At 41.9% G+C, this 25,325-nt stretch carries 26 protein-coding genes and 1 pseudogene; 15 read left to right on the plus strand and 12 right to left on the minus strand.

What is annotated here, in order from left to right:
- Positions 1-10: 10 nt before the first annotated feature.
- From R2I63_RS09840 to R2I63_RS09880, 9 genes are all read right to left on the minus strand, one after another.
- Positions 11-3,163, minus strand: a complete 3,153-nt coding sequence (locus R2I63_RS09840) for an efflux RND transporter permease subunit (protein ID WP_316357342.1) — start codon at positions 3,161-3,163, stop codon at positions 11-13.
- A complete protein-coding gene (locus R2I63_RS09845; protein ID WP_316357344.1) occupies positions 3,160-4,263 on the minus strand; it encodes an efflux RND transporter periplasmic adaptor subunit in 1,104 nt (367 codons plus the stop codon). Before R2I63_RS09845 ends, R2I63_RS09840 begins: the two co-directional genes overlap by 4 nt.
- Positions 4,244-5,743, minus strand: a complete 1,500-nt coding sequence (locus tag R2I63_RS09850; protein WP_316357346.1) for a TolC family protein — start codon at positions 5,741-5,743, stop codon at positions 4,244-4,246. Before R2I63_RS09850 ends, R2I63_RS09845 begins: the two co-directional genes overlap by 20 nt.
- Before the next feature lie 104 nt (positions 5,744-5,847).
- Positions 5,848-6,897, minus strand: coding sequence for a M48 family metalloprotease (locus R2I63_RS09855; protein ID WP_316357348.1), 1,050 nt, complete (start codon positions 6,895-6,897; stop codon positions 5,848-5,850).
- 86 nt (positions 6,898-6,983) lie between these two features.
- Positions 6,984-7,823, minus strand: coding sequence for a M48 family metallopeptidase (locus R2I63_RS09860; protein ID WP_316357350.1), 840 nt, complete (start codon positions 7,821-7,823; stop codon positions 6,984-6,986).
- Positions 7,824-7,885: 62 nt separating this feature from the next.
- Complete coding sequence (gene gatB / locus R2I63_RS09865; protein WP_316357352.1) at positions 7,886-9,349, minus strand: Asp-tRNA(Asn)/Glu-tRNA(Gln) amidotransferase subunit GatB; 1,464 nt, start codon at positions 9,347-9,349, stop codon at positions 7,886-7,888.
- Positions 9,346-10,815 (minus strand): Asp-tRNA(Asn)/Glu-tRNA(Gln) amidotransferase subunit GatA, encoded by a 1,470-nt coding sequence (gatA, locus tag R2I63_RS09870; RefSeq protein ID WP_316357355.1) that lies wholly within the window; start codon positions 10,813-10,815, stop codon positions 9,346-9,348. Before gatA ends, gatB begins: the two co-directional genes overlap by 4 nt.
- 6 nt (positions 10,816-10,821) lie before the next feature.
- Complete coding sequence (gene gatC, locus R2I63_RS09875) at positions 10,822-11,118, minus strand: Asp-tRNA(Asn)/Glu-tRNA(Gln) amidotransferase subunit GatC (RefSeq protein WP_316357358.1); 297 nt, start codon at positions 11,116-11,118, stop codon at positions 10,822-10,824.
- An 88-nt stretch (positions 11,119-11,206) separates the two neighbouring features.
- On the minus strand, positions 11,207-12,796 hold the full coding sequence (locus R2I63_RS09880; protein WP_316357360.1) for a hypothetical protein: 1,590 nt from the start codon (positions 12,794-12,796) through the stop codon (positions 11,207-11,209).
- A 167-nt stretch (positions 12,797-12,963) separates the two neighbouring features.
- On the opposite strand from R2I63_RS09880, the gene R2I63_RS09885 reads away from it, so the two are divergent.
- From R2I63_RS09885 to R2I63_RS09935, 11 genes are all read left to right on the plus strand, one after another.
- Positions 12,964-13,188 (plus strand): DUF378 domain-containing protein, encoded by a 225-nt coding sequence (locus R2I63_RS09885; protein ID WP_316357364.1) that lies wholly within the window; start codon positions 12,964-12,966, stop codon positions 13,186-13,188.
- A gap of 110 nt (positions 13,189-13,298) precedes the next feature.
- Positions 13,299-13,952, plus strand: a complete 654-nt coding sequence (locus R2I63_RS09890) for a hypothetical protein (RefSeq protein WP_316357367.1) — start codon at positions 13,299-13,301, stop codon at positions 13,950-13,952.
- A 61-nt stretch (positions 13,953-14,013) separates the two neighbouring features.
- Complete coding sequence (locus tag R2I63_RS09895) at positions 14,014-15,396, plus strand: TIGR01777 family oxidoreductase (protein ID WP_316357372.1); 1,383 nt, start codon at positions 14,014-14,016, stop codon at positions 15,394-15,396.
- A 168-nt stretch (positions 15,397-15,564) separates the two neighbouring features.
- Entirely contained in the window at positions 15,565-16,710 is a 1,146-nt protein-coding gene (gene brnQ / locus R2I63_RS09900; protein WP_316357375.1) for a branched-chain amino acid transport system II carrier protein, read from the plus strand.
- 150 nt (positions 16,711-16,860) lie between these two features.
- Positions 16,861-17,493, plus strand: a complete 633-nt coding sequence (locus tag R2I63_RS09905) for a YIP1 family protein (RefSeq protein ID WP_316357377.1) — start codon at positions 16,861-16,863, stop codon at positions 17,491-17,493.
- A gap of 28 nt (positions 17,494-17,521) precedes the next feature.
- Positions 17,522-18,115 carry a hypothetical protein gene (locus R2I63_RS09910; RefSeq protein WP_316357379.1) on the plus strand — a complete coding sequence of 198 codons (594 nt, stop codon included), beginning with the start codon at positions 17,522-17,524 and terminating at the stop codon, positions 18,113-18,115.
- A gap of 11 nt (positions 18,116-18,126) precedes the next feature.
- Positions 18,127-18,516 (plus strand): hypothetical protein, encoded by a 390-nt coding sequence (locus tag R2I63_RS09915; protein ID WP_316357380.1) that lies wholly within the window; start codon positions 18,127-18,129, stop codon positions 18,514-18,516.
- 43 nt (positions 18,517-18,559) lie between these two features.
- Entirely contained in the window at positions 18,560-20,194 is a 1,635-nt protein-coding gene (locus R2I63_RS09920) for a hypothetical protein (RefSeq protein WP_316357383.1), read from the plus strand.
- On the plus strand, positions 20,191-21,498 hold the full coding sequence (locus R2I63_RS09925) for an MFS transporter (protein ID WP_316357386.1): 1,308 nt from the start codon (positions 20,191-20,193) through the stop codon (positions 21,496-21,498). The genes R2I63_RS09920 and R2I63_RS09925 overlap by 4 nt, the downstream gene beginning before the upstream one ends.
- Before the next feature lie 91 nt (positions 21,499-21,589).
- Positions 21,590-21,751 (plus strand): hypothetical protein, encoded by a 162-nt coding sequence (locus tag R2I63_RS09930; RefSeq protein ID WP_316357388.1) that lies wholly within the window; start codon positions 21,590-21,592, stop codon positions 21,749-21,751.
- A gap of 225 nt (positions 21,752-21,976) precedes the next feature.
- Positions 21,977-22,222 (plus strand): hypothetical protein, encoded by a 246-nt coding sequence (locus R2I63_RS09935; RefSeq protein ID WP_316357390.1) that lies wholly within the window; start codon positions 21,977-21,979, stop codon positions 22,220-22,222.
- A gap of 131 nt (positions 22,223-22,353) precedes the next feature.
- Here the strand turns inward: R2I63_RS09935 and R2I63_RS09940 are convergent, their stop codons facing one another.
- Positions 22,354-22,689, minus strand: coding sequence for a nucleotide pyrophosphohydrolase (locus tag R2I63_RS09940; protein ID WP_316357393.1), 336 nt, complete (start codon positions 22,687-22,689; stop codon positions 22,354-22,356).
- A 63-nt stretch (positions 22,690-22,752) separates the two neighbouring features.
- Here R2I63_RS09940 and R2I63_RS09945 point away from each other — a divergent pair, with 63 nt between their 5' ends.
- Both R2I63_RS09945 and tnpA read left to right on the plus strand, forming a co-directional pair.
- Positions 22,753-22,956, plus strand: coding sequence for a hypothetical protein (locus tag R2I63_RS09945; protein ID WP_316357396.1), 204 nt, complete (start codon positions 22,753-22,755; stop codon positions 22,954-22,956).
- Between the two features lie 43 nt (positions 22,957-22,999).
- Positions 23,000-23,250: pseudogene (gene tnpA / locus R2I63_RS10770) on the plus strand (IS200/IS605 family transposase); the annotation flags it as partial.
- 25 nt (positions 23,251-23,275) lie between these two features.
- On the opposite strand, the gene R2I63_RS09950 reads toward tnpA, so the two are convergent.
- Positions 23,276-23,779, minus strand: a complete 504-nt coding sequence (locus R2I63_RS09950) for an IS630 family transposase (protein ID WP_316357398.1) — start codon at positions 23,777-23,779, stop codon at positions 23,276-23,278.
- Between the two features lie 19 nt (positions 23,780-23,798).
- Between R2I63_RS09950 and R2I63_RS09955 the strand changes: the two genes are divergently transcribed.
- A complete protein-coding gene (locus tag R2I63_RS09955; protein WP_316356349.1) occupies positions 23,799-24,167 on the plus strand; it encodes an IS630 transposase-related protein in 369 nt (122 codons plus the stop codon).
- Positions 24,154-24,624 (plus strand): IS630 family transposase, encoded by a 471-nt coding sequence (locus R2I63_RS09960; RefSeq protein WP_316359811.1) that lies wholly within the window; start codon positions 24,154-24,156, stop codon positions 24,622-24,624. The genes R2I63_RS09955 and R2I63_RS09960 overlap by 14 nt, the downstream gene beginning before the upstream one ends.
- A gap of 5 nt (positions 24,625-24,629) precedes the next feature.
- Here the strand turns inward: R2I63_RS09960 and R2I63_RS09965 are convergent, their stop codons facing one another.
- A complete protein-coding gene (locus R2I63_RS09965) occupies positions 24,630-25,094 on the minus strand; it encodes a hypothetical protein (RefSeq protein WP_316357400.1) in 465 nt (154 codons plus the stop codon).
- Positions 25,095-25,325 lie beyond the last annotated feature (231 nt).

A 25,325-nucleotide genomic window follows, 5' to 3' on the forward strand; every position in this document is an offset into this window, starting at 1 on the left:
CGCAGCCTATCTAGGCTTCTAGCTGATCGGTCTTTTTCTTGCGGCCTATGTGGAATTTTTGTCGCATTCCTTCGAGATAGGTGAAGATAATGGGGGTGAAGTAAAGCGTTAGGATCTGAGAGATAATCAGTCCTCCGACGACAACCATTCCAAGGGGGCGACGTGATTGCGCGGTGGATCCTCCAATTCCAAGAGCAATAGGAACGGCTCCCATCATAGCGGCAAAGGTTGTCATTAGGATGGGTCTGAAACGGGCACAGCAGGCTTCATAGATGGCGGTATGGATATCCTTTCCTTCACGAATTCCTTCATTCGCAAAGTCGACAAGCATAATTCCATTTTTTAGGACGATTCCAAGTAGCATGATGATACCGATAAAGGCATAGAGGGAGAGGGGCTGTCCAAAGATGATGAGAGTGATGATTGCGCCAAGGGCAGCAGGAGGAATTGCAGACATAACTGTGAGGGGGTGGATGAAATTTTCATAGAGGATCCCAAGGATGACATAGATTGCAAAGATGGTAATCACAAAAAGAAACTTTAGGCTTGCAAAGGACTGTTGAAAGATTTGACTCGAACCGATTTGGATGGCATGGACATCGCTAGAAAGTGTGCTGTCTGCAATTGTATTGAGGTTAGAGAGCGCAGTTCCTAAAGGAACACCTTTTCCTAGATCGTATGAGATGGTAACGGCGGGGAGTGTATTGATATGAGCGACACTTAAAGGACCAACGGTTTCTTTCCACGAGGCGACTGCGGAAAGGGGGACTTGAGTAGGGAATTTTGTTCCGACGTTGTTGTTGGCATTCCGATCGCTAATGGCGGTATTGGTAGAGGCAGAGACGTAGAGTTTATCTAGAACAGTGGGGTTTTTGTAGGCACTTGGTACGGTTTCAATAATGACGTAGTATTGGTCTTCAGTACCATTGATAAGAGAGAGTCTTCCTCCTGAATAAGCGTATTCGAATGTTGATTCAATCGCATTGGCTGAAACGTTGAGCTCATAGGCTCGGTCCCGATCAATATGCACATCGAGATAAGGGGCTTTGTTGTGCATATTGCTGATTACTTGTGTGAAATCGGAGGATTGCCGCATTTCATTGAGGATTTTTTCTACATCTTCGTAGAGAGCGTCAGTATTGGTAGATTGAAGAGTGTACTGATAGTTCCCCATACTCATAGAGGTTCCGACATCAAGATTAATCAGAGGAAGAGGACGGAGAAATGCGCTGACTCCTGGAACTTCCTGAAGCTTTGGCAAAAGCTCCTGGATACATTTAGTCATGCTGGCTCTATCTTTAAAAGGTTTCAAACGGATGAACATGAGGGATTGGTTAGGATTTGGAATGGCAGCGACGGCAACGTGATCTTGAACATTGGGGTCATTTTTGATGATTTCCGAGAGTTTATTTTGATAATCGATCATCTTATAGGGGGATGTGGGATCGGATGCAACGGCAAATCCATTGACAAACCCTAGGTCATCTCCGGGGATAAAATCTGTTGGGAGAGAGGCTCCTAGATAAATGGTGGCAGCAACGGAAGCACAGCCGGCAAGGACAGTCATAAACCGGTGTTTAAAAACAATATTGAGACCTTTTTTATACAGGTTAAGAAGAGATGTAGTGAGTTTGTCGGAGATTCTTTCGATCCAGTTTTTCTTCTTATCATGGGAGCTTTGAGAAACAAAGCGGCTACAGAGCATGGGAGTTAAGGATAGGGAGATAAATCCCGAAATAAGAACAGCTGTTACGATGGTAATTGCAAACTCTCGAAACATTCTTCCCATGATTCCATCCATAAATACTAAGGGGATAAATACGCAAGCAAGGGAGAGGGTCATGGAAAGGATCGTAAAGCTGATCTGTTTGGAGCCATTAAGAGAGGCTTCCCATGTCGTTTTTCCCATTTCAACATGGCGATGGATATTTTCAAGAACGACAATGGCGTCATCAACAAGGAACCCTATTGATAGGGTGAGGGCAAGAAGTGACAAGATATCGATACTGAATCCATAGACAAACATTAAGGCAAAGGTTCCTACGACCGACATGGGAAGGGCTAGAATTGGAATGACAGTATCTAGAAATTTTCCAAGGTAGAAGAGGACAACTAAAACAACGAGGATGAAGGCTACAATCAAAGTGAGCTCAACATCATGGACAGATTCCATAATAAAGGCCGATTGATCAAAAAGATATTCAAGCTTAACAGAGGTAGGGAGCTCCCATTTGATCTCTTCAAGCATGTCTTTAACACCTTCGATGACCTTAATAGTGTTGGCTCCAGCTTCTTTTACGATCGCAATGACAACGCAAGGAACCTCCCCTTCTTTGGTGATGTAGTTGAGAGCATACTTATCATTTTGCAAAGAATTGATCGCATTCCCAAGGTTTTTGACTTTTAAAAGAGCTTGATTATTGTTTCGGACAATCAGTTCATTATAGCCAGCCGCAGTTTCCATCTGTCCGTCAACCTGAATTGTGTATTCTGTATCAGGGCCATAGAGATTTCCTACAGGGAGCTCTGGGTTGCTATTGACAATTGAATTGGCAACTTCATTGATCCCAATTTGATGGGCGGATAAATAGTCGGGATCGACTTGAACACGAACGGCAAAGGGTGATCCATAGACATCAACATCGGAGACTCCATTGACCATTCCTAGTCGACGGCCCATCAATGCATAGGCGTAATCATAAAGGTCACCAAGAGACATAAGATCAGAGGAAACAGAGAGGAAAAGAACGGGGGTTTGTGAGGGATTGGTTTTTTTATAAGTGGGGTAGTTTGGCAAGTCAGCGGGAAGATTCGGTTGAGCCTGGTTAATTGCTGATTGAACGTCTGTTGCAGCAGCATCAATATCTTTGTCGAGATTAAACTGAAGGACGATTGTTGAGCTTCCGTTTGTGCTGGAAGAGGCGATAGTTTCGATTCCTTCGATACTTGTAAATTGCCGCTCTAGAGGGGAAGTTACAGTGTCGGCCATGGCTTGAGGTCCAGCACCAGGATAACTTGTTGTGACTTCAATTGTGGGATACTCGACATCAGGGAGGTCGCTGACTGGAAGGCCTTGATAGGCAAGCATTCCTAGAAATAGGATTGAGGCCATGACGAGTGTCGTCATTACAGGGCGGCGGATAAAGGGTTCGGAAAGGCTCACAGCTCATCCTCGCTCTGTTTCACGGTTACTTTGGCTCCGGGATAGAGATTCACTTGCCCTACAGTAATTACCTTTTCGTCTGCCCTCAACCCTTTCGTTACAACGATGGTATTGTCTTCTTGCATTTGGCCAACAGTCACATCTCTTAGCTCGACTGTTTGGTTTCCTTTAAGGACATAGATATATTTTCCCTTTGGGCTGGTTTGAACCGATTCGAAAGGGACAATGACTGCATTTTCAAGAACATCCAGAACTAGCTTCACTTTGACATACTGATTCGGCCATAGGATTTTATCATTATTTGTGTGACTTGCCTTTAACTTGATCATTCCTGTTGAAATATCGACACCGTTATCAATAAAGGTGAGAATTCCTTCGTAGGTTGGCGACTCTGGATCATCTACTGTGATATAGACTTTTAAATCGTTGTACTTTGCTTTGTATCTCTGGACAGATGGAAGATCTTTTTCGTTGATGAAGAAGACTGAATAGATGGGTGTGATTTGGTTCAGAGTGACAAGAGTCGTTTCTTGATTTTCTAAAATAAGGTTTCCATCGTAGATTTGAGTTTCCCCAGCACGTGCGTCAAGAGGCGAATAGATCGTTGTATACCCCAGGTTGATTTTTGCATTTTCTACTGCAGCTTGGTTTTGTTTAACCGTAGCATCATCGGCCATGACTGTTGTAACTAAACTATCAAATTGATCTTGCGAAATATATTCATCCTTTACGAGCTGCGAGTTTCTCTCAGCGGTTCTCTCAGCATATCCGAGATTTGCAATGCTTTTTTCTAGTGCTCCCTCTGCTTTTTCAAGGTCTGCTATATAGGGGCGTTGATCTATGAGATATAGAAGATCGCCTTGTTTCACATCTGCTCCGTCTGTGAAGTAGGTTTTCATAAGGTATCCATCAACTTGAGCCATTACGTTGACGACCTGGTAAGCTTCCATATGCCCTATTGTTGAAATATACTTGGGCACATCTCTGGCAATAGATTTAGCGGCGTGAACAGGAATGGCCTTTGGTTCATGCGGGGCTTGTTTTTTTGAACACCCTACAAGAGCTAGCATGAGCGCTGCGCTAAAAAGAAGGCTTTTCATGGCGACTTTCCTTATCTTCTATAAGTTGTAAATAGGGGGTTTGTTCCTGATCGACTGGACGGAATAGGGTTCCGGTTGCATAGGCAAGATTGGCAACTGACGTGTACCAACTATTTTGAGCTTGCGCGAGTTGAGATCGAGCATCGGACACCGAAGTTTGGGCATTGATTAAATCAATAATCGTTCCGGTTCCTACGCGGTACTTCTTTAGGTTGACTTTGAAATCTTCTTCAGCTGATTCTAGATAAGATTTTGCATATTCAATAGACTCTTTAGAATATCCCACATCACTTCTATAGTTGGAAACCTCTTGAATAATGCTTAGACGGACAAGATCTAATGAAGCTTCAGATTCCTCAATCGTAGCTCGTGCTTTTTTGATGCTATTCTCAATGAAAAACCCCTGAAAAAGCGGGAATGTGAGGTTTACTTGCGCAGTGAAATCATAGCGGTCATTGACCCCATGTTGGAAGTACTTTCTTCCAATGTCAAACTCACCAGTAACGACAGGCATCTTTTCTAAACGAGCAGCATTATAGCTTGCGATGCTGGATTTTACTTCTGCCTCAGCAGCAAGAAGGTCTGGACGGTTTTCATTAGCTTTGAGAATAAGTTTATCTAGTGTTTCTAGCTCAAAAAAGACAATTTCATCTGGGTAGTTTTGAAAATAGATAGCTCCATCAGAGGGGAGTCCCATGTCGTTGAGCAACTGAGTATAGGATGTGTGAAGGCTCTGCTTTTGATTGACGACGGCAAGCTTATTGGACAGGTACTGCGTTCTGGCTTGAACGATATCTGAAGTGTCAGCAAGTCCTTGCCGGAATTTCCCCTCTGTAGCATCTAAAGAAACTTTGGCGTTGATCACATCTTGCTCTGTCGAGAAGAGAAGCTGTTTTTGGTACAGATAGTTGTAATAGTCTGTCATGACGATCTGAATCGTTTGCTGAACCTGGCTATTGTGGGACCAATCGGCATTGAAAAGAGATTGAAGAGCTGCTTCACTCGTCATTCGTGTCTGTCCAAAATCAAGAATTGTATAGGTGAGCTCTAGTTCTCCACCATATTGGGTTTCATAGACAATAGAGCGCGTTGATCCTATAAATTGAGCAAAGCGTGTTCGCGTATAGTTGCCTGCTCCTTCCGCAAGTAGGAAATAATCTTGAAGAGATTGCCCATATTCGGCCGCACTCACACGAGCTGCAGCCCAACTCTGTTTGGTATCTGGATTTCTGGAAAGGGCGATATCGATAATTTCAGCAAGAGTAATTGGAGCTTCTTTTGAAAACTTGTGATAGTCCTCACCCTCTTTAGCGAGATCCTCCATATTTGGAAGGCGTTTTTGAGCTTTTTTAGGAGGTTGCCAAATGGAATCAGGACTATGAGGGGCGTAGGAGTAGGGATCGTTGGCTCCCTTGATGTCACATCCCTGAGTCATCAAAAGTAATGAAAAGAAAATAGAAAAAGCAAATGCACGTAGCATTAAAAAAAACCTAGTTCGACTTCCTTTTTTATTTATTTAAAAGAAGGTTTTTAATCAAACTAGTTTTATTCACCCCAAGCTTTTTTTGCGTTTAGGGTGTGTCTTCAGGAACCCATTTTGTATGCTTTCACATCTTGAAACAGCGCTAGTTGTCTATCACTGCTAGAGGGATGGGAATGAAATAAGGACTGAATTTTTTGGGAAGATTCGGGCAAGAAAGAATGGATACCTTTGGACTCCTGTTTCAAAATCTCTTGCAAGAAAAGGGCTCCAGCTGGGTTATAACCAGCTGCTACGGCCATTTTTGTTCCATATTTATCCGCTTCTAGTTCGTGGCTGTGACTTCCTGCTAAGAAATAGAGTTGAATTCCTAGGTGTGTTAGGCATCCAAAAGCAACACTATGGATATTTCTCCAAGCTCGGATTTTTTGCTTTTCGTCTCTGACATCTTCGGGATCGGTAGAGCGGTTAGATTCTCGGGTGGCAAGATCCACTTCCCAGTTGTCAAGGATGCTTTTAGTGTATTTATTTAGCCCAAATATTGCAGCCTGAGCAAGGAAACTCATTTCAAGGCTCCGTGCTGAATGGCGGGCGTCTGCATGTGTCATCTCATGACCTAAAAGAGCAGCAATAACGTCTCTTTTTTTGACATCAGCATAGCTAATGAATTCGCCAGATTCAGGATGGGTATAGCCATTTATACCAAGCTTATCTTTATTGTGGACGTAGAAATCGATTTTTTCAAGGAGCGTTTTGTATACAGCGACCTTTCCACCTGGTAAACACCAAGCGTTAACCTGGTTGTTATTTAGAACAGAAACTTCATAGTTGAACTCTCTTTTGGAGTGGACTGCAAGTTCTTGCATGATTTTGCGACATGTTTCAGAAAATAAGTGCTCTGTTTCTCCGCCTTGATTAGCCTTCATGATGGGATACATGATGCGTCCCATTAAATTTTCAAGAGATTTTGGTAGGTACCAAAGCTGGCGACTTCCAGTCACTAGATTTTTAGGAGCAATAAAGTCGAGAGCTGCAATAAATGGTGTTGCAAATGCATGCACAGCCTTACTTAGAAAACTTGCTGCTTCTTCGCGATCCTGAGAGGTGACTTCAATGACAACATCTCCTGAACCTATCTCACTAATTTCTGACATAACTTCACCTCCGCATGTCGTTTAATAGCAATAGTAAATAAAATTCCCTTAAATAAATAGAGAAGATTGAAAACTATCGCTTCTGCTTACGATTTCATTAAGGCTTTAACAGTCTCAAATAGAGCAATTTGTCTCTTGGTACACGTGGGATGCGTTCTGCTATTTATCAAACACTCTTTCACTGAGGTAGGCATTGAGCTCAGTTGTTTTTCAAGCTCAATTTTAGCAACCTCAAGAAAGAAAAGAGCAGCCTCAGGTCTAAATCCACTTTTAGCAGCTAGCTGGAGCCCATATTTATCCGCCTCAAATTCAAGCTCTCTTCTGTCTCGAATAAGTCTCAGGAAGATGCCCCGCTCGAACATATATCCTTGGTGACGTGCATCAGCATGGGTCATCTCATGTCCTAATATAGCAGCAATTAGATCGCTTTTTGTGAGATCTTTGTAACTAATGGTTTCTCCAGTATGAGGATGAACATACTTTGTTAGTCCTAGTTCCTCTCTATGAGCTAAGTAATATTCCATTTTGTCAAGAAGGTGTCCATGAATGCCAATATATCCACCGGCCGAGCACCATGCTGACAAAATCTTATTTTGTAGAATGGTGACTTGGAACGGAAGCGTTCGATTACTTTGAGTTGCTAGTTTTGAGACAATACTTTCGCAGAGCTCTTTATCTTTATGGCTGAGCTCACCCCATCCTTTAAGGTATTTTGCTACGATAAAGCTAAATTTCCCGAGATTTATTTCAATAGATTGAGGAATAATCCAAAACTGCCAGTTTCCTGTTACGGGATTCGGACAGTAAAAGTGTGAAAAGTAATTCTTAGCGAACGAGTGCGCTTTTTCAGAAAAAGACTCTTCTCTTTCTTCTCTAAGATTGGCTCCAAGTAGATCACTTGGACACGACTCATCAACAGGTGTCATAACTCTCTCCTTATCCTTAAGTTTTATAGAGGAGAGTAGTTAAAACTTTGATTTAAAACAAGTTATGATATTTTTTTAATGATTAATTCTTTAACAACATCTGGAGACGCCTTACCCTTAGAGAGTTTCATGACCTGCCCCACCAAGAAGTTAAAGGCTTTATCCTTCCCATTTCTAAAATCTTCTATAGATTGCTGATTAGCACCGAGGACTTCATCGACGAAGGGTTCGATAGCAGAGGTATCATGAACCGCCTGAAAATTGGGATTTTCCTTGATGATGATCTCGGGGTCTCTTCCTGGGGTCTTTGCCATGATATCGGCGACTTCTTTAGCAATACGTCCCGTGATTTTCTTTGAGTCAATAAAGGAGACGAGCGCTGCGATGTGCTCCGGATGAATACCTGACTTGTAAAGGGGAGTGCCGCTATCTTTAAAGCGACCAACAAATTCTACAGTTACCCAGTTGCAAAGAGCGCTTGCATTTTTGCACACTTTGAGAGCTTCTTCATAATAGTCAGAAAGCTGCTTATCGTTGACCAAAATAGAAGCGTTGTATTCTGTTAACTTGAGATCGCTGATATAACGCTTAAATCTTTCGTGGGGGAGTTCAGGAAGATCGCGTTTCACCTTTTCGATATATTCCTTTGTCAGGATAATGGGAGGTAGATCGGGCTCAGGGAAGTAACGGTAGTCTCGTGCTTCCTCTTTAGAGCGCATGAGAATCGTCTCTTTTTTATCAAGATCCAGACGAACAGTACTACTTGGAACGACAATATTAGGGTCCTCGTGGGGACGTTCAGTATAGGCACGAATCTGTCTACGAATCTCTGATTTAATTCCCATTTCCATATAGCTAAATGAATTGAGGTTTTTAATTTCGACTTTGTTTCGAAGTGTTTTATCTCCCTTGGGTCGAACTGAAACATTGGTATCGATTCGCATCGACCCTTCTTCCATATTGCAGTCAGACACATCGAGATATTCCATAATAGCCTTTAGTGTTGTCGCAAACGCTGTTGCATCGGCTGGGGAGGACATACAGGGCTCAGAAACAATCTCTAAGAGGGGAACGCCTGCTCGGTTATAATCAACTCCAGCAAAGTCTGAAAAGTGTTTCAGCATGCCTGCATCATCTTCAAGGTGGGCATGGTGAATTGCAAATGTTTTTGATTTTCCCTCAACATCTGCTATGACTTCTCCTCCAATAACAATGGGCATATCGAATTGAGTGATTTGGAAGTTTCGAGGAGAGTCAGGGTAGAAATAGGATTTTCGGTCAAATTTACTAAATTCAGCAATCTGAGCATTAACAGCACATCCAAAACGCACTGCGATCTCCACAGCCTCTTTATTCAGAACAGGTAGAGCACCAGGCTGCCCGGTATCAACGACCTCAATATTTGTATTGGGTTCATCACCGAATCGGTTGGGAGAACGGGCAAATATTTTCGAACGAGTCTTTAGTTGCGCATGAACTTCAAGGCCAATAACGGGTTCCCATTCTTCATAAGAGATATGACTCATACTGCAGACTCCTTGTCAAAAAGGGGAGGGATGAATCCCGTTAAGTTAAGCGCTTTTTCAAATTGATAGGCAAAGTGCATGACTTTTCCATCAGACATTTGTGGCCCTAGAAACTGTAGACCATGAGGGAGGTCATTGCCATTTTTTCCCGAAGGAACACTAATTGCTGGCAATCCTGCCAAATTTGCTCCAACTGTATAGAGGTCTTGCAAATACATTTCTAGAGGATCACGAATTCCGGCAATTTCAAAAGCTGGCGAAGGGGTGACTGGCATTGCTATAACGTCACAAATCTCAAAGGCTTTCTTGTACTCTTGAATCATCAGTGTTCGAATCTTCTGGGCCTTTTTATAATAGGCATCTTGAAATCCTGAAGAGAGGACAAAAGTTCCAAGAAGGATCCTTTGCTTCACCTCCGGCCCGAACCCTTCTTCCCGAGATAAATCGTAGATTTCATCCAGATTTTTTGCACTTTCAGAGCGTTTTCCAAAACGGATGCCATCAAATCGGGCAAGGTTTGTTGAAGCCTCTGCGGTTGACAAGATGTAGTAAATTGGAATCGAGTACTTTAATTTGGTGAGCTTGATTTCAACAAGTTTTACGCCGGTTTTTTTTAGGACATCTAAGGCCTCTTCAAAGACTTTTCTGGCGCCATCAGATAGTTCATCTAGAAAGCCCCACGGTACACCGACAGTCTTTCCCTGGATCGAGGTTTCTAAGTGGTCAAGATAGTTTTCTGGAGTCTTTTTCACATTCGTTGCATCAAAGTCGCAAGGACGACCCATCACTTCCATCATCAAAGCGATGTCTTTTACGGAGTTTGCAAATGGACCAATTTGGTCGAGTGAGGAGCCAAAGGCAACGAGGCCATGACGGGAGACTCGTCCGTAGGTGGGTTTGAATCCTACGGTTCCTGTAAACGCAGCAGGCTGACGAATCGATCCACCCGTGTCACTGCCGAGAGCTATTGGGGCAAGCCTTCCGCCAACGGCTGCAGCAGATCCTCCTGAGGATCCTCCTGGAGCACAGGAAAGATTCCATGGGTTTCTCGTCGTTTGATATGCTGAATGTTCTGTTGATGAGCCCATCGCAAACTCATCCATATTGGTTTTGCCAATCACAAGACCATCCTGCTCTTCAATCAAGCGGACTGCTGTTGCATCAAATGGAGCGACATAGTTTGATAAGAACTTGGAACCACATGTTGTGACTTCTCTTTTAATCTGAATGTTGTCTTTAATAGCTATAGGAATCCCAGCTAATTTTCCAACAGGAGCTCCGGTTGCACGTTTTACATCAAGTTCTTCAGCTTTTGCCATAGCGCGGTCAGAGAAAACATTTATGAATGATTCAAGGTCCGAATCCAATGTTTGGATACGTTGTAGATAATAGGACGTGATTTCAGAGGCGGTGAGCTCTCCTTTTACAAAGGCATCATGAAGTTGTAGGGCAGATTTAAGATACATGGCTACTCAAAATTTAATGACAGTTGGAACGCGGATCATTCCGCCAACATGAGAAGGACTATTATCGAGGAATGTTTTCCTATCGAGAGATTGATCTGGCTCATCTTCTCGAGTAACCGACTCCATTTCTTCACTGACATGGTTACACACAGGGACGCCTTCGGTATCAACCTCTTCCATTTGGTCGATATAACCTAGGATAGACTGGAGGTTGTTAAGAAGCGTTTCTAACTCTTCTTCGCTGCAGTTGATCCGACACAGCTTGGTCAGATCGATAAGTGTTTCTTTGTCTAATTTCGTCACAATGCAAAATGGTAATTGAATTCTTCTATAAAGTCAACAACGGAAGCGCCCTAAGGAGCTTCCGTTGTCATAGAGAAGGTTTCAACCACTAGTAGTGGTTTTGATTTCCCAGTCCCCAGTTACATTCGGGAAAAGGTGTTCCGTTAGGAATAGTGGTGAAATCATGTAGGACAATATTGTTAACAGGGCTTACCCAGTTCCCATCAAAATTCTTGAAGGTAAGTTGTTCCAAAAATCCAAACCGGAGTTTTGAGTTGTTATGGGGGGAGCTTAGGAAATCAAGGAAGTTTTGTAGATTCCAGTTTCCAAAAAAGCGAGACTCCTTAGCTTCAAAATCAGTAGCTTCAAAATCAGTGCTAAATACGTAGTAGATTTTAGTGCGTATGAAATTTGAGAGTTGGGGAGAACCCCAGGCTACAGGTGTTGCTGTAATGTAATACTCAACTTTTTCAATAGTCTCAGTTGTACTAAATGTTGAGGTAAGCTTTAAGGCTTTGTTATTTTCGGGCTGAGCTGCGATAGTCTTTCGAATTCTCCTAGCAGCAGCAGGAGGACGCACCTCGATGAACCCTCCCTCGACAAACTGCCCTTGCTTATAATTTCCTCCACCAGTTCTGAAGAAAGTATACAGACCAGAAACGTCTGAGGACCCTCTAATATTAGAAATTTTTCCAGGGCCTACACAAAAAGGAGTCCCTCTAAAATTTCTTCCAAGATCTTCAATCAATGCTTTAACGGCTTCTCGATTGGGTTCAGCTGGATCTGGCAAAATGGAATGGTTTTGGTAGATGGATTCCACAAGGCGTTTATCAGCCATCTTCAAGTAAACAGTGTCGAGTAGGGGGCTGTTGATATCGCTGCGCCATTCTGGAGCCAAATAAGAGGTTCCCTCAGATGGAAAGTTTTCTGGAGGGGTTACTCCAATGCCATCTGGCGTTTGACCATGCAGGTCTGTTCTTAATGGGAAACGCCCTAGATTGCAAAGTGCCATGTTTTTTTGATCTAGCCCCAGATAAACAGCCATTCGCACGTCTGAATAAGGGTTTTTGGGAAGGTCTTCAGACGCGTTGTATTTGTATTGATCGAGGGTATTGATGATCAGCTGCAAGGCTTCGTCTTCAAGGTTCTTCGGATCAATTGTAATTCCTCGTACCAAGTACTTCACTTTGCCAGAAGGATCAGACATCTCGTTCAAAAATGAAACCCAAGCAAGTTTTTGTTTTAAATTTCTGAAACCTCCAAGAGGTCTTTCGATTCTTAGCCAGGTAGCTGCATATCCAAGGATTCGGTCTGTCCAAGACTGAGTTCCGATATCAAACACTTCTGTATCAAAAACCGCTTCAATTTCCGCATGTTGACTTAGTTGCAATGCCCAATAGTAGAAGTTGTCATCACGAGTAGCATCGTAGTTTTCAGTATTAAAGAAATCAAATTCGGCAGGATTTAGAACTCTGACAAGAACACGTCTTGCATTGTAGGTCTCTGCAAATTTGACTTTATCTTCGAATAGTTTCTGTAGTTTGTCGGTTTTCTCTTCTTGAGAAAGTCCATCAAACTTCATTCCTGAATAGTCAGTCCAAACACTAAAATTGAACCGTTTAAGGGGATTTGCCTCAGCGCTTGCTGTCAACGCAAGAGCTAGACAAATCATTGAGATGAATGATTTAAATATTTTCATAAGCTGCTATTTGCTCCTTCTTGTTATGGAATCTCCTCTAAGGAAATGAAAAACTTTATTTGTCATTCCATTAAACGTCAAAACATTTTTACAAACCATGTGAAAAATAGCTAGCAAAATTGAAATTTTTTAGATACATTAAGTGAATAGGAGAGGAGGTACCACCTATGAAGGTAATTAACTTTATTGCGCTGATTCTTATTCTTGTAGGAGCCATTAATTGGGGTCTCTGGGGGTTTTTTCAGTTTGACTTAATCGCATGGCTTTTTGGCGGCGATGCCTCTTGGCTTTCTCGTTTAGCTTATGCCATTGTTGGGCTTGCGGGTCTCTGGGGACTTAGTTTTTTAGGGAAGTGTAAGACTCTATGTTGCAGTTCCTGCAAGAAAGGCTAGCCACATAAGGCGCAATTTCTTAAGGGCTTGCGCTTTTTATTTTCAACTTGCGTTAATCTATATTTATATCTATAATATCCGCAAAAACATTAACGTAAGGATGGTACGATATGAAAGATTATTTTTTAAACATCCAGGATGCTTATAGACAGCCAATCGAGCAATTTAGGCAGGCCAGAGAGAGCACTGTTAAAGTAAAAGAAGGATTAAATGTTGAAAAGAACTCAGCTTTCGAGGTCTACACAAAAGCGTTTTCAGAGGCACAAGCTAGAGAAGCAGATGTATATCGCGTTGGAACGACGACTCTGAAAGTTAGCGCGCTTCCATGGCTTGCAGTATCTGCATATATCGTCGGAAAGGTTGCTTATACTAGGCAGTTTTCTTACAAAGGGCTTCTTCTAGCTGGAACGGCATTTTCAATAGGACACGATCTATCGAAAGTGGGGCATAATCTTCAAAGAGTGCATGTTATGTCTGAAAAAGATGTTAGCGCTGAAGATGTACGCAGAAAGTTGAACCACAGCCCGTTACCGAAACAGTCAGAATTTCTGCTAAATGTTCTTGTTTGGGTTGTTTCAAAGCCTATCGAACTTAAAGTTGGTGTTGAAACTATGAGTCAGAAAATTGAGATTTTATCAGAATCTTCTCTAGATGGCCGTATTCAGGAGGATGTAACTGCAGCTCTTAAAGGAACTGTTGCTAAAGACATCGAAATTGCTGTTCAAGCCAACATAGCTTCTGCACACGAATGGATGTTCGGATAAGAATCATTTTGCATTAAATCCTAGGGTCTTGTAATAATTGCTAGGGCAATGGCAGGGTCCTATGATTAAAAAGACAAAGATTTGCTTTCGGTCGCTAATCAACAGATCATCTGAAGAGATCTATGATTGGCATCTCAGAAAAAGGGTGGTGGAAAGATGTATTCCCCCTTCAGAAAAAATTGATGTCGTTTGTTCTAAGGGGAGACCCAATAATCCAGGTTCAAAGATTGCTGTTCGCTTTAAGGTTTTAAACCTTTTCTGGGTCAGGCAAGTTCTACAGCACGATGCGCACAAAGACAATGAGTCATTTTCTCTTCATCAGACCGAAGGGATTTTTGATGAATATAAATATGAAACAGTCATTACGCCTCAAAGTACGCACACATCCGAAATAATTGGTAAATTCGAGTTTACCCACCGCTTGCCTAGATTTCTCAATCCGATTATTAATCATTACATGAAGCAAAGGATAGGTAAACTCCTTTCCTATAAACATGCGTTGATCGATCACGATATCGGGATGGTTCAGAAATATCCGTTTGAAAAACCCTTCAAGATATTGATCAGCGGCTCTCATGGATTTATTGGGAAAAATCTTGCGTATCTTATGGAATTTATGGGTTATGAGGTTTGGCATCTCTCTCGGAAGAGTTCGGGGGAAGAAAAAACTGTGATTTGGAATCCCAAAACGGGGGAGTGCAATCTTTCCGAATTTGAAGGTTTTGATGTTGTGATTCACCTGGCGGGAGAAAGTATTGGCAAAGGCTGGTGGACTAGGCGGAAGAAGAGACGGGTTTTAAAAAGTCGAGTCAAAGGGACTGAGCTCCTTGTTGAAGTGATTAAAAAGTTGTCTCATCCACCTCAGGCTTTTATCTCAGCCTCCGCTGTTGGCTATTATGGCAATTGTGGAACTAAAGTGGTAAACGAAGAATCAGGCCCTGGAAAGGGCCTTTTCCTTTCCGAAGTATGTCAGCAATGGGAACGTGCTGGAAAAGATCTGGAGGAAAAGGGGGTGCGTGTTGTGTATACCCGTTTTGGAATGGTTCTAAGTTCTGAAGGAGGAGCTCTCAAGCAGATGCTGCGCCTCTTCAAATGGGGGCTTGGTGGCAGAATCGGGAGTGGTCACCAATATATGAGCTGGATTGCAATTGATGATGTCGTTGGGGCCCTTTACCATATAATGATGACGCCTAACTTAAGTGGTGCTGTGAATGTTGTAGCTCCTCATCCTGTGCCAAATGATGTTTTTACAAAAAAACTCGCTCAGGTTCTTAATCGGTGGTTGGGACCACCTTTTCCTGAGTTTGCTGTGCGCCTTCTCATGGGGCAAAAAGGGGAAGAACTTCTTCTATCAAGCACTCGAGTTGAGCCTAGGCGCCTTTGTGAGAGTGGTTATAATTTTCATTATCCAAACCTTTGCCAAGCTTTAGAGCATGTAATATAACTCTTGCGTCAAATTTTTTCGTGTTGTATACTCCGCGGTGTTATGGAAACAGTAAAAAATGTACAACTTATTTCCTCTCGAATAATTATTGTGCGCCTTTAGGCGCATGTAAGTCCCTCCCCCCCCATTCAGAATCTAGTACTATTAATTCGAAAATTAAGGAAAAAAGTGAATAAATTAAAAAGCACATCATTATCAACAGGCCTCGCGATGTTCTCCATGTTTTTTGGAGCAGGAAATATTACATTTCCTCTGATCATTGGGCAGACTGTTGAAGGGGGGTTGATATGGGCCCTACTCGGTCTTGTTTTGACAGCTGTATTGATTCCATTTAGTGGTTTACTCTCTATCAGTCTCTATGAAGGAGACTATGAAAGTTTCTTCAGCCGGATTGGCAAAGGACCTGGCCTTTTTGTCACCATACTCTTGCTTGCTATGATTGGTCCTTTCGGGGGAATTCCCCGGTGTATTACGCTGACCTATTCAACGCTTAAGGTCTACTTTACTGGGATGCATCTCCTAACCTTTAGTTTAATTAGCTGTTTGATTGTCTTTCTCTGCTCATGGAAAAAAAACAGAATTTTAGATCTTATTGGTTACGTTCTATCTCCTATACTTGTCCTCTTTCTGGTTGTGATCATCATCAAAGGAGTCTTTTTCTCAAATTCAGATCCTGTGGGATCATCTCACGTAGCACACCCTTTCTTTTATGGGTTAAGAGAGGGGTATAATACAATGGATCTTTTAGCTGCTTTCTTCTTCTCCTCTCTGGTTTATAATAAGCTTAAGGAGCAGCAAGGGGAGCGAAAAAGCGTTTTGATCCCGGTATTCAAGGCTAGTCTGATTGGTGCAGGGCTCTTGAGCATGATCTATATTGGATTTAGTTATGTTGCGGCTCATCATAGTATGGCTCTTGATGGCACAGGGGCTGATCAGCTTCTTGGTCGTATTGGTCAAATCGTTTTAGGGCAACATGCAGGCCTTGTTGTATGCATGTCGATTGCACTAACGTGTCTAACCACAGCGATTGCATTAACGGTTGTCTGTGCTGAGTTTTTGCAAAGGTGTATTACAAAGAAACGACTGTCCTATGAGTGGTCTCTTGTAACTGTTTTGGCTGTAACCGTTCTTGTTTCAACGCTTGAATTTACGGGGATTGTTAAACTCTTGGCTCCTGTTTTGGAAGTTGTTTATCCCTCAATACTAGTTCTTTGTGTGATGAATATTTTTCATAAACTCCTAAACTATCAGCCAGTCAAAGTTCCAGTTTTTGTTACACTTTCATTAGTGCTCTATTTCCAGTACTTTGTATAAATCACTAGGGGGCAGCTGCGGCTGCCTCCGTCTTTTATGCGGAAAATATTTCCTCTTGTGCAATTAATTTTTTCGATCTAGATTTAAAGATGAGGGCGGCAAATTGAGCAGGAGACTTGATTTTTGCCTCCCATCAATGGAGGAGGGGAAATGAAAGAGAAATTAGGACTCAATCCTTGGCTCAGTATCTGGGCTAAGCCTAGAAAGACAATACGAGCGCTTATCGATTATGATGTGAGTTTTCGCTTCATCGTGATGTGTGCAATTTATGGCTTCCTGTATATGCTGCAAATAAGTCAGTTTCTAGCACTTGGGAGATCATCCTCCTTACTGGTTATTATTATCCTATCAGCGGTTTTAGCGATTCCAGCGGGGTATATTGTTTTCAATGTATCGAGCTTTTTTGCATTCCTGCTCGGAAAACTTATTAAGGGAAAGGGGTCATTTAAACAAATCCGTGCGGCAACCTATTGGTCTACAGTTCCTATGGTTGTGACACTTTTGTTTTGGGTTTTTTGTATTGTTATCAATGGCAACAGCTTGTTTGTTCCAGGCTACGAAAAAAGTCTTGTTGGATCAGCTGCGGTCATTAATCTTGTCATAGGCATTGCTCAGTTTGTTTTGGCGATCTGGGGATTAATTATTTATTTACATGCATTAGGGGAAGTGCAAGGGTTTTCAGCATGGATGGCGCTGCTAAATGCTTTTTTAGCAGGGCTTTCGATCTTTATCCTTCTTTTCCTCGTTAGTTGGGGCGTTGCTGCTCTAATACACGTAACTTAAACGAAAAGAAGAAGAGAGGGGGAAAAAGATGCTGAGTTTATTTAAAAAGAAGGCGTTTGCAGCGCTGGGAGCAATTTTACTAACGGCAGGGGGCGGTCCTGCATTTATTGGGGGAGCACCCGTGAAAATGGCTGTTCAATCAAAGGCAACGATTCAAACTGCAGAGGGGTGGAAGAAATTCCATTCTGTACATGGAAAATGTATGGTTTCCCTTCCTGAGTCTCCTGAGCATGTAAAACAGATCATGCCCTTTCCTGAGGAAGGGTATAACCTTCGCTATGATGTGTATGTTTCTGCACATGAAAAGAAAGCGATCTACATGATGCTGATTGCGCAGTATCCTCCGTTTATTAATGAGTCTCATGCTGAGATGAGCCTTGAAAGCTTTCTCAACGGACTGGTAACGCAAAACCATGACAATGAGCTGATATTTGCTGATTTAGTCGTTATTGATGGACATAAAGCGCTTGATTTCTTCATCCAAGCGAAAGGGACTTACTTTAAAGGACGTGCTATCATGGCTGAAAATCATCTCTATCTTTTAGCAATGGAGTGCGAAGTAACGAACTACCTTGAAGGGCATTTTGACCACTTTATTAACTCATTTGAGCTGGTTAAATAATACAAGGTGTTTTGGATCTGATCTATCGGGAGATTAAGAAGGGGTTTGTGGAGTATGAGCGTGCCCATATTAGGCGGGCAGCGCTTTTGATCGGCCCCATTATGCTTATCGAAGTGATTACTGCGATACTCCTCATCGGAGTGTCAACAGAAGGGACTCTAACGAAGCTTGCGGGAGCCAATCTGATCCTCTTGATCTTGATTTGGCTCTCGACCTTTCTCTTTCAACTAAATCAACACCAAAAACTTAGCGTTCGGTTCTCGCTTAAAATTGTGCAACGACTTATCCACTGTAATTGGATCCGCACTCTTCTCTGGACCCTTAAGGGCTTGGTTATGGTATCTTTCTGCTATCACCTCTTTCATTTAGGCACTATTGCTAGAAAGTTCTTTAACATGTAATACCGACATATGCTACTTAGTGCGGTAAGGGGAGCTTACATCCATGCATGGTCCAGTCCTTCCAGATGTGAAAATGGTTAATATCAACCACCGAGAGTCGTGGGAGGGAGCGGTTTCGCGTCACTTTCGCTCCCAATTTAAAGCAAGTTCACTTAAAAACTTATGTTTTTCAATTATTACTTTTGGTGTTTATCCTTACAAAAAATACAAGCAATCAAAGAGATCGGTTGCTCAAGCTCTTTCTGCACGTAAGCTCTTTTTTTTCAAAGCTCTTCAAGAACATATTGAAGAGCGTCGCAAGCAGCAGACTCACTCTGATCCCAGGCAGGCCCTCAATGCAATTTTTATGAGTGTTCAGTCTGAAAAAGTAGATGAAACAGAGGAAGCCTTAGAGTTTAAAGCGATCTATTACCCCAATGAACTCCTTCTATTTATCACCAATCCTATTCGTGACAACCGCAGCATCCGGCTTCATCGTCACAAGTCACGTAAGCATCTTGATTACTTAAGGATGTGGCATGAACTCAAGAAAAAGGCGCGTATTAATCAATACCGGCAGATTCAGAATATCAACTATTGTAGCCGGATGTTAAAAGAAGAATACTGTTTGGCTCCCTCTGGAATTCATGACCGACTGACACGCACCTCTGTTTGTCGGAAAAATATTTACCTCACAACAAAGTTTCGTGAGCTTGGAAAGGCTTTCCAAGAAATTGTTCTTGCGTATCAAGATTTTGATGAGCTGAAGGAGACGAATGCTGATCTCTTTTACCTTCTCGAAACTCTTTCTAAAACGTCCCAAAAGGATATTGAAACTCTTCAAACTTACCTTGCTAGCTGCTATCTTCCTCGAGATCTTCCACTTGAAAACCGAAAGCAACTGATTCAGCTCGCAAACCAGCAAGAAGTTCTCTATCATATGAGTGATGAGCAGCAGTTTTGCATATGTGCTCTGATTCTCAACAAATATCAATGGGAATTCCTCCTCTCCATTCAAGAAGTTTCTCAAGTGACTTTAAGTCTTCTTGACTGGGCTTTCGAGGAGTGTCCCTCAGAGATCCAAAAGGAACTTTCATTTGTAGAACAAATTTATGAGGGGATCGATAAGAAGGTAAAGGGTGATGTTGAAGCATTCCCTACCTTGAATGAGAAGATAACTGAAGACGAAACGCTTGGCTTTATGACAATTGATTTTGCAAAAGAGCTTAACCGAGAATGGCCCTCTCTCTATCTTTATGATCATGATAAACTTCTCTTTCATGCAGACAAGACCGATTCTTTTTCAGTGGAAAAGCTTGTTAAAACTTACAAGGCTATGCAAGCATTATGTCCTGAAGACGAGAAGCTATTCTCCCTCTTGCAGCAAGCTTTTTCTCAAGTGGGAAGACAGGCTTTTAGATCGGCAATCGAGGATGGAGTATTGAAGCTTCTGGGTGCAAAACCACAGTACTTTCTTCCGATCCTTTCTAACACTGACATCACAGTGGTTAAAGAAGACGGAAACTACCTTAAAATTCGGTACACTTTTGAGCAGCTTATTACCAAAAAAGGGGAAGTACAACACCCCTTTAAAAAGGAAAAATATATGGTGATTACGCAGCCTCTTATTAAGCATGATGGTCGCTGGTTTTCTCCAGAAGCACAGAAGAAAATTGCAGCAAAGAAGAGGTCTGAATGAGAAAAGTCCTGCGGAGCGTTACACCTCCTTTGGTGAGTCTTGTTATTGTGATGTTAGGAAATGGATTTTTTACAACATTTACAAGTTTGCGCCTTGCGGTTGCTGATTATCCCAACTGGATTATTGGATTGATTAATGCCTTTTATTACGCTGGGATTATGCTCGGGTCTATCTATGTCGAGAGGCTTATTAACAGGATTGGTCATATCCGGACCTTTGTGATTGTGGCGTCAGTTAACTCTATTTTGATTGTCTTGCAAGGGGGGATGATTGGCGTCATCTCGTGGTCAATATTCCGTTTTCTGATGGGGTTCTGTGTCTCGGGGTTTTTTATTGCAATTGAGAGTTGGCTTCTCCTTTCTACAGGAGTCAAAAGCAGAGGGAGAATTCTCTCATTTTATATGCTTACTCTCTATATGGCTCAAGGGTTTGGACAGTTTATTCTGAATTTTTCACAGATCGATAGCCTACTGCCTTTTGTCATCACAGTTATTCTAAGCTCTCTTTCTGTAATTCCTGTGTGCATGATGAAGAGCAGCGGCCCGCTGCTTTTAGATTCCTCCATTACCAACATCTTCCAAATTATGCGAAAGGCACCTCTTGGCCCTATCGGATGTTTTGTCTCGGGGATGATTCTAAGCTCCTTTTATTCCCTTGCACCGATTTTTGCTAAAGAGATCAATCTCTCAGTGATGCAAATTTCTCAAATCATGGGTTTCACCATTCTAGGGGGGCTCATTCTTCAGTGGCCCATCGGCCACCTTTCTGATATCTTTAATCGCCGAAAAGTCATCATAGGTGTTTCCCTAGTTTTAATGTGTCTAACATTTGCGCTCTACCATAGCCTTCACTTCCACTATTACCTTCTCCTTGGATTGACGATCCTATTTGGGGGGATTTCATTTACCCTGTATCCTCTTTCAATTACCTATACATGTGATCATTTTTCAGATAAAAAAATCGTAGGAATTACCTGTGCCCTTTTGGTGATTTATGGGGTTGGGTGTATCATCGGACCTCTTGTTTCCCCCTTTTTTATGACACTCTTTGGTCCAAGCGGCCTCTTCCTCTATATGAGTGTTCTCTGTGGTGGTTTTGTCCTTATTTGTCTATGGAGGGTATTTCATGCCAAATCCCGCGGCGATGAGGAACAGAGCGATTATCTCCCGCTTCCTAGAGCAACGTCTCTAGCTTTTTATATCGACCCTCGAAGCGATCTTGGTGATGAGGATGAGCTGGATGATGAGGATGAAGATCTCTACCCTTTTAGCCAGGAATACGAAGATGAGGACGAAGATGATTGACTATAAAGAAGTTAAATACCCAGTATTCCTATTTACTTCATAGAGATATTTTGGTAACATCTTGCCCAAAGTAGTCAATTTGAGCCGCATAATGACAAGTCAAAGTATTCATTTATCCTCTGTTGGAGTGAACTGCTTAGTTGCTGGTGCTTACTACTATATCAAACAGAAAAAGTTTCTCCCGGCTGTGGGGGGACTCATCCTCTCCTCAATCGTTCAGGGATACCGTCCACCTGTTCCTTTTAGGAGATGACTGCTGTAGTTTTTTGCTTGTAGAATCACAACGCGTTATGATAAAACAACTTGCATGTTTAAAGGGGCTCTCTTGTTCGCTTAGATCATCATATGGTGTAAACTTTGAGGACAGAGCCTATGCACTTTAGTTACTTGTTGAGGGCACTTAACTGATTACTCTGAAATCTATGGTCTTTTTATTGAAGTTGATTCGTTTAAGAATCAGGAGATCGTTGAGCAGTAAATGAATGCTTTAGAGAAAAAATATGATTTTCAATGTGTAATGGGCAATTTTTTTGCTAAACCTAAAAATTTTGATCAGTTGAAGGGGATTTTGTTGTTTTCAATAGTGCCTCCCAAACAATATGATGCAGGAAAATCATCCGATCATTTGATTCATGGATTTGTATGGCCGATTGATCCGACGATAGGATCAACATTTAAGTCGCAAGAAGCTGTTTTTTATGAGAACTGGGGATTTACTCTTTGATTATAATAAGGAAGTTGATGGCAAAAAGACATTGCCTCTGATACTGGAAAGTTTAGATCGGGTTTTTGAAAAAAATCTAAAAGCTAGCCATAATTATAAGAAACCACTAGTGATTTTTTTTAATAGAGCTCTTAGACTTGACGGGCGCGTCCTTTCCAGATAGCAGTTGGATACTTTTCCTCAGTGAGGGCAAGCTTTTTCTTGGCGACGTCAAGTAGATCGATATCAAGTTTCATAGAAAGCAGCATGAGATTGTTAAATATATCAGCAACCTCTTCACGGATGTGTTTTGCAAGCTCATGGTTTTGCATCACCGACTCGCACTCATCCATGCTAAGCCATCGAAAGATTTCCGCTAGTTCGCCGGTTTCAGAAATGAGAGAGAGAACAAGATTCTTAGGGTTATGGTATTGGTCCCAATCCCTATCTCGAACAAACTTTTTGAGTTTATCTTTAAGTGCGTCCATGTGATCACAATATGCAATGACAGAAAAAATGAAAAGAATTAATGTAGCCGAAGACGAATTTGCGTGCGTGTGATATCACTTTCATTAGGTGTTTTAATACTGGTCTTTTTGGGGATAGCTCTCCGTCAAATCTGTCGTATTCCCCTTCGAATCTGGCAAATTATGGGAATTGGAGCCTGCATTGTCCTTTTTACAGGACGGATCTCAATCATTTCTGCATACATTGCAATTGACTGGAGCATTATTGTCTCCTCCGGGGATAGTTGAAAACCCTCGCCTTTAAGGCGAAGAAAAGATTAAATTTGTCGCTATGCGACGTTATAATTTAGGAGCGCACACCAAAACAGACTTGAAAGTTCATCTTGTATGGGGTCCCCAAGTATAGAAAACGAATATTGACCGGACAAGTAGCTATACGTCTGAGAGATGTGTTGAGACAGATTTGCATTAGAGCACGAGCTTGACATCATTACGGGTAAGGTGGCTAGTGATCATGTGCATATGTTTATCAGCTATAAGCCGGTACATAATGTAAGCAAAGTCATGCAGTGGTTGAAGGGAGTTATACCATTCATAAAAAATAACGTCATAAAATAGCCCACGGTCTTGAGCAGAGCCTTCTCACTCTGGTTGGAGTATCAACAAATGCATTCCATGCATCGCAGCAGGCCATTGTAATCGCATCATAATCTTCATAACAGCGATTCGCTAGATATTCATCTCGAAGCGTTTGCCATACTTGTTCTGCTGGATTCAACTCTGGAGAAACCGGAGGAAGAGGTGGAAGGCTTATGTTGCTAAACCTTTTAAGTCGCTTTGTTGTATGCCAAGCAGCTCTATCCAGCACAATAACTGCATGCCTTCCTTCAGGAATCTTCATGGAAATGTGCTCAAGATGCAGAAGCATTGCCTCTGTATTTACAGCTGGCATTACAAGGCCTACAGCTTCATCTCTGACGGGGCAAATAGCTCCAAATATGTAAGCGTATTCAAATTGCTGCTGACGTGCGAGCCGAGGACGTGTTCCTTTATTGGCCCATGTACGGGTTACAGTGCCTCTTTGCCCCACTCTATAGCTAAAATATTTCATTTTAGTTATAATTTTTTGAATGACATATTCGCTAGATTTTAGAAAAAAAGTTCTATCAATCCGAAGCAAAGAAAAATTAAGCTTTGCCCAAGTAGCAAGACGCTTTGGAGTAAGTGTAAATAGTGTGTTTCTCTGGTCTAAGAGGTTAGAGCCGAGGCGCACTAAAATCAGACCTGCAATAAAGATTGATAGAGAGATCTTGATGGAGGATATCAAGAAATACCCTGATGCCTTCAACTATGAACGAGCACATCGTCTCAAAGTAAGCACTTCAGGCATTCGGTGTGCCATGAAGAGGTTAAGAATTAGCTATAAAAAAAACGCTCAACCATCCCAAGGCCTGCGAAACAAAAAGACAAATCTTTCAAGGAAAAATCGCAGAATATAAACGTTTGGGAAAGCCAATTGTATATATTGATGAAAGCGGGTTTGCCCATGATATGCCCCGCACCCACGGTTACTCCAAAATAGGACAGCGATGTTTTGGCACTCATGATTGGGGAGCAAAAGGAAGAACAAATGCAATAGGGGCATTACTTGGAACAAGCCTCCTTACACTTGCGTTATTCGAGTGCAATATTAATACAGACGCCTTTTCCATTTGGGCAGAGGAGGACTTGCTATCGAAACTTCCCTCTGAAAGTATTCTGGTTATGGATAATGCTTCATTCCATAAAAGCAAATCTATGCAAGAGAAGATCCAGGCTGCAGGCCATACCTTGGAATATCTTCCTCCCTATTCCCCTGATCTAAACCCTATTGAACACAAGTGGGCACAGGCAAAGTCTAAGCGAAGAAAATATCAATGTGGAATAGACGAACTTTTCAAGGAGCACTGCCTATAACTAATTTAAGTCACTTTAGCTATATCCTCATTAATCTTAAGTATTTCTCTATTCCAGCATCTTGATGCTTCAAAACGTTCTAGCTTGAGGTTGACCTGTGATGCAAGTTTTGCAAGAAGGATCTTGGTTTCTCTTCTTTTCATCTTGGAATAGGCCCTTTCCAGCCTTTTGAGGAAAAGAAGATTTTTCTCGCCTTGGTAATTTGTGAAAGCCCGAACAATCATCTCTTCCGAGATCAAGGGTGTAGGACTTGCGAATTTGAGAATCTTCGGATCAAATTTCAGAAGTGCTGGAACGCCATTAGTCTTTTTCTGATGCGTAGATATATTTGTGTATAAGAAGGTTATTTCCTTTCTCTCAGAGAAAACCTCTTGCATTTCCTTATCCACAAGGCAAAAAAGAGGGGTTTGTAAAATCTCCTTGAGAGTCGCTTCAGCCTGATCATCAAGAAGAGAATATAAAAAATCCAAAGGAATCGTGTTTTCTGAGATGATCAGAGCGGAAAACCAGAGGAAATTTTTGGAGTTTTGAGACAAAGAATCAGAAAATTGATGATATATTTCTTGATTTTTTAACTCAGCTTTTTTTTCAACGATTTGTTAATCATTATGTTAGCTTCAATTTCTTTAAAAGCTGCAGTTCCTGAAAAAAGCAGCGCACATATGAGCGGCACGCTAAAGACAATTAGAACTTCTTTAGGC

It is taken from the genome of Candidatus Neptunochlamydia sp. REUL1 (assembly GCF_963457595.1).
In the GTDB taxonomy this organism is placed as follows: domain Bacteria; phylum Chlamydiota; class Chlamydiia; order Chlamydiales; family Simkaniaceae; genus Neptunichlamydia.

Coding starts and splice junctions, on each gene's coding strand:
- R2I63_RS09845 (WP_316357344.1), bottom strand. CDS start 4,263: ATGAAAAGCCTTCTTTTTAGCGCAGCGCTCATGCTAGCTCTTGTAGGG.
- R2I63_RS09850 (WP_316357346.1), bottom strand. CDS start 5,743: ATGCTACGTGCATTTGCTTTTTCTATTTTCTTTTCATTACTTTTGATG.
- R2I63_RS09855 (WP_316357348.1), bottom strand. CDS start 6,897: ATGTCAGAAATTAGTGAGATAGGTTCAGGAGATGTTGTCATTGAAGTC.
- R2I63_RS09860 (WP_316357350.1), bottom strand. CDS start 7,823: ATGACACCTGTTGATGAGTCGTGTCCAAGTGATCTACTTGGAGCCAAT.
- gatB (WP_316357352.1), bottom strand. CDS start 9,349: ATGAGTCATATCTCTTATGAAGAATGGGAACCCGTTATTGGCCTTGAA.
- gatA (WP_316357355.1), bottom strand. CDS start 10,815: ATGTATCTTAAATCTGCCCTACAACTTCATGATGCCTTTGTAAAAGGA.
- R2I63_RS09880 (WP_316357360.1), bottom strand. CDS start 12,796: ATGAAAATATTTAAATCATTCATCTCAATGATTTGTCTAGCTCTTGCG.
- R2I63_RS09885 (WP_316357364.1), top strand. CDS start 12,964: ATGAAGGTAATTAACTTTATTGCGCTGATTCTTATTCTTGTAGGAGCC.
- R2I63_RS09890 (WP_316357367.1), top strand. CDS start 13,299: ATGAAAGATTATTTTTTAAACATCCAGGATGCTTATAGACAGCCAATC.
- R2I63_RS09895 (WP_316357372.1), top strand. CDS start 14,014: ATGATTAAAAAGACAAAGATTTGCTTTCGGTCGCTAATCAACAGATCA.
- R2I63_RS09905 (WP_316357377.1), top strand. CDS start 16,861: ATGAAAGAGAAATTAGGACTCAATCCTTGGCTCAGTATCTGGGCTAAG.
- R2I63_RS09910 (WP_316357379.1), top strand. CDS start 17,522: ATGCTGAGTTTATTTAAAAAGAAGGCGTTTGCAGCGCTGGGAGCAATT.
- R2I63_RS09920 (WP_316357383.1), top strand. CDS start 18,560: ATGCATGGTCCAGTCCTTCCAGATGTGAAAATGGTTAATATCAACCAC.
- R2I63_RS09925 (WP_316357386.1), top strand. CDS start 20,191: ATGAGAAAAGTCCTGCGGAGCGTTACACCTCCTTTGGTGAGTCTTGTT.
- R2I63_RS09930 (WP_316357388.1), top strand. CDS start 21,590: ATGACAAGTCAAAGTATTCATTTATCCTCTGTTGGAGTGAACTGCTTA.
- R2I63_RS09935 (WP_316357390.1), top strand. CDS start 21,977: ATGAATGCTTTAGAGAAAAAATATGATTTTCAATGTGTAATGGGCAAT.
- R2I63_RS09940 (WP_316357393.1), bottom strand. CDS start 22,689: ATGGACGCACTTAAAGATAAACTCAAAAAGTTTGTTCGAGATAGGGAT.
- R2I63_RS09950 (WP_316357398.1), bottom strand. CDS start 23,779: ATGAAATATTTTAGCTATAGAGTGGGGCAAAGAGGCACTGTAACCCGT.
- R2I63_RS09955 (WP_316356349.1), top strand. CDS start 23,799: ATGACATATTCGCTAGATTTTAGAAAAAAAGTTCTATCAATCCGAAGC.